At 63.3% G+C, this 3,855-nt stretch carries 4 protein-coding genes; 1 reads left to right on the forward strand and 3 read right to left on the reverse strand.

Annotation, left to right across the window (positions count from 1 at the left end; genetic code table 11):
• Nucleotides 1-682: PHP domain-containing protein (locus A2J01_RS06480; protein WP_156519194.1), on the reverse strand; the 682-nt coding region annotated here is incomplete at its 3' end.
• A gap of 268 nt (nucleotides 683-950) precedes the next feature.
• Between A2J01_RS06480 and phoA the strand changes: the two genes are divergently transcribed.
• Nucleotides 951-2,483, forward strand: coding sequence for an alkaline phosphatase (gene phoA, locus A2J01_RS06485; protein ID WP_064112340.1), 1,533 nt, complete (start codon nucleotides 951-953; stop codon nucleotides 2,481-2,483).
• Between the two features lie 37 nt (nucleotides 2,484-2,520).
• Here phoA and A2J01_RS06490 read toward each other — a convergent pair whose 3' ends face one another.
• Together A2J01_RS06490 and A2J01_RS06495 are read right to left on the reverse strand one after the other, a co-directional pair.
• On the reverse strand, nucleotides 2,521-3,291 hold the full coding sequence (locus A2J01_RS06490; protein WP_030535100.1) for a (2Fe-2S)-binding protein: 771 nt from the start codon (nucleotides 3,289-3,291) through the stop codon (nucleotides 2,521-2,523).
• Nucleotides 3,288-3,855: ABC transporter ATP-binding protein (locus A2J01_RS06495; protein ID WP_064112341.1), on the reverse strand; the 568-nt coding region annotated here is incomplete at its 5' end. The genes A2J01_RS06490 and A2J01_RS06495, both read right to left, overlap by 4 nt.

The following is a 3,855-nucleotide window of genomic DNA, read 5'->3' on the forward strand; positions in this document are numbered from 1 at the left end:
ACACTCGCTCCGCCCCGAAACGCTCGACCAGATCCCCCAAGGCATCCGCCGCTGCTTCGCGACCACCCGACGTCAAGGCTTGCCGCACATGACCTTTCCGGCACCCGGTCAGGATCTGCCAGTGGCCACCGGCCGCTTCGGTCAGCACGTCGTAGTCGTACTGCAGTTTGCCCTTCTCGCCGCCCGCCAGATGCGCGGCAGCGATCTCCCGCGAGAGCCGGCGATACCCTTCCTGCCCACGGGCAAGTACCAGGAGGTGCGTTCCACCGGGATCTGCCGTGCCGGTTCTGGGTACCGAATCCAGAGACAACTCGGCCCCGAACACGGTGCGCATTCCCCATTCACGTGCGGCTTCCGCAAACCTCACCACGCCGTAGAAGCCGTCGTGATCGGTGACGGCGATAGCTTCGAGCCCGAGACGCACTGCTTCCTCGACCAGCTCTTCCGGCGGTGATGCACCGTCGAGGAAACTGAAGGCCGAGTGAGCGTGCAGTTCTGCGTAAGGAATTACACCGGCACCACGGGTGAGCTCGCCCGCGTGGTACTCGCCGCGCTTTCTTGACCAGGCGGGGCTGTCGCTTCCATCGCCCGGAAACAAATCCTCATGTTCCACACGGCCGGGTCGTCCGGAAAGCACCCGTTCCATCTCGGACCACGTCGGCGGCCCATTTCCCCAACCCACACTGACCTCGCACCTGATCGAGTCGGCCGTCAGGGACGACCGACTGCTCGAGGATGCCGAAAGGGAAGACGCACCACATGCATCGAACTGATGTTCGATGCAGATTCAGTCTGACAGGTCACTCACCCACAGTCAACAGAGCGAATCTCAACCCTCACCGTCTCGTCACATTCAGATGTACGCATGTCTGCACTCCGTTCACTTTCGCCCCAGATCATTAGCGGCGTTCATAATCTCCATCCACACTGTTTCCAGGAGTACTACTCGTATGTCGTTCTCGCGCAACACACGTAGGTTGACGGCCGTCGCCGGCGCCGTCGCCGTTCTGGCCGCTGCCGGCTGCAGCAGCAGCGCCGACGAGGCCACCGGCTCGAACGGCACGACCGTCGATCGCGCCGCGACCGGCGAACTGTCCTCGAACGGTGGTGCTCGCCGCATCGACGGTGATCAGTCGGCCGCAGTGCGCGACGCCGTCAACGCTTCCGGCGCGAAGAACGTCATTCTCTTGATCGGCGACGGCATGGGCGACTCGGAGATCACCGCCGCGCGCAACTACGCCGAGGGCGCTGCCGGCAGCTTCCCCGGTCTCGATGCCCTGCCGATCACCGGCCAGTACACGCACTACGCACTGACCAAGGACGGCAAGCCCGACTACGTCACCGACTCCGCAGCCAGCGGATCGGCATGGTCCACCGGCACCAAGACCTACAACGGCGCGATTTCCGTCGACATCAAGGGTCAGGCCCAGTCGACCGTCCTCGAGATCGCCAAGGCGAACGGCAAGGCCACCGGCAACGTCTCCACCGCCGAGGTGCAGGACGCCACCCCCGCAGTGCAGGTCGCGCACGTCAGTGGCCGCAAGTGCTACGGACCGGAGGCAACGTCCAAGTCCTGCCCGGAGAACGCCCTCGAGAACGGCGGCAAGGGGTCGATCAGCGAACAACTCCTCGACACCCGCGCCGACGTCACCTTCGCCGGCGGCGCCAAGTCCTTCGCCGAGACTGCGAAAGCCGGTGACTGGCAGGGCAAGACACTCAACGAGCAGGCCGCAGCTCGGGGCTACCAGCTGGTGAAGAATGCCGCCGAGATGAACGAGGTCGGCAAGGCCGATCAGGATGCACCCGTGCTCGGCTTGTTCGCCGACGGCAACATGCCCGTCCGCTGGGAAGGCTCTGTCGCCACCCGTGACGGTTACCTGCAGCCCGCAGAAACCTGCGTCGACAACCCCAAGCGAACCTCCGACGTACCGAAGCTCGCGGACATGACTCAAAAGGCGATCGACCTACTGAAGGTCAACGACAACGGATTCTTCCTCCAGGTCGAAGGTGCCTCGATCGACAAGCAGGATCACGCAGCCAACGCATGCGGTCAGATCGGTGAAACCGTCGACCTCGACGAAGCTGTGCAGAAGGCACTCGAATTCGCGAAGACCGACGGAGAAACCCTGGTCATCGTCACAGCCGACCACGCTCACACCAGCCAGATCGTCACCAACGTCAGCGCCGACGACATCGCCACCATCGCCAAGGACCAGAACATCCCGGTCGAGCGCGCCCAGGAAATCGTCTACCCCGGTCTGACCCGCAAGCTGACCACGAAGGACGGCTCGGAGATGACGATCAGCTACGGAACGTCCGAAGATCCGGCCGTCGAATCCGAAGGGCATACCGGCACTCAGTTGCGCGTAGCAGCTTTCGGCCCGCACGCGGCCAATGTCAGCGGCCTCACGGACCAGACCGATCTGTTCTTCACGATGACCGACGCGCTGGGACTCGACCGTTCCAAGGTCGCAGCTCACTGACCTGACAACACCCGACCCGGTAAAAGCCTGGGTCCAGTCACACCAGAGCAGCCAAGGCGCGCACCCGATCTTCGGGTGCGCGCTTCGGGCAACTGGTGCACTTACCTTCACCGGGCACCTCGTAAATCAGGCAGCACGACGCGCGCTGCGTGAATCTGCGTCGCCCGGATGCCACCGGTGTCAACGGATTAGAAACGCGCACAACACTTTCATTGCGGCCGACATCGACGAAACGCGGAACCGGAATGCCCGGGTTCTCACCGCGGAGAACATCGATCAGGCCGGCAGCAAATGCACTTCCGCGTTCCCTCGCGCTACCGGCGGCGTCGAGGCTGCGATTGGCGATGGAGTCCGTCGCGATCGCCCACAGCGCCTGCTGCCGAACGCCGGACACCTCGGCGAGTACCTCGATCACGGGACTGAGTGAGCGGAACATCGCGTGGCCCAACTCCGCCACACTCCGCGAGATCGGAATGACCGATCCGGCAGCAAACCCGCCCAGATAGCCGTTGTCACGCAAGAAGATCCGCCCACCGTCCAACGATGGATCGGCCGCGAACCCGGTGACCATCCCGGTTCCGATCGGAATGCCGGTCAGCGTCGAGCTGGCCGAGTACCACCACAACGTGCCGTTCACTCGACTGTCCGCACTCCCCCATCGCTCTGCCGTATCGGCGACACGTGCTGCCAACCACTGGGGGTCGGTCATCAACACCGCGGGCACCGTATCCGGATACGCGCTCAGGTTGTCGAAGAACGGCACAGCTACTGCCATACGGGCGTAGATCCCGGCCACCGATTCCGTCATGCCAGCCCCAATATCTCCATCCGCGGACGTACTCCGCGTTCGACTCGCGCCCTGATGCCGAAAACCTCGGCCAACAACGGCTCGTCCAACACCTCGACCGTAGACCCACACGCGCGGAGTTCACCTTCGGTGAGCACGGCAAGGTTGTCGCAGTACTCGACTGCCAACCGTAGATCGTGCATCGTGACCACAACTGCGAGCCCCGCCGACGCAAGTTCGGTAAGCAGTTCCATCACGATCAACTGGTGACGAAGATCGAGATGATTGGTCGGCTCGTCCAACAACAGAACCTTGGGCTCCTGAGCCAATGCGCGAGCTATCGAGACACGTTGCCGCTCACCACCCGACAGGGTCGATACGTCTCGTCCGGCAAGCTCGACCAAACCGACCTGCTCGATGCACCGGTCCACGATGGCGGTATCGCGCTCCGTGCTTCGGTCCAACCAGCTGCGGTGCGGAGTTCGTCCGAGCGCGATCGATTCACGAACCGACAGTCCTGCCGAGACAGTGGGTTCTTGAACACTTGCCGAGACAGTTCGGGCGATGTCCTTACGCGAGAGCGTC

The organism is Rhodococcus sp. EPR-134, from assembly GCF_001647205.1.
Classification (GTDB): domain Bacteria; phylum Actinomycetota; class Actinomycetes; order Mycobacteriales; family Mycobacteriaceae; genus Rhodococcus_F; species Rhodococcus_F qingshengii.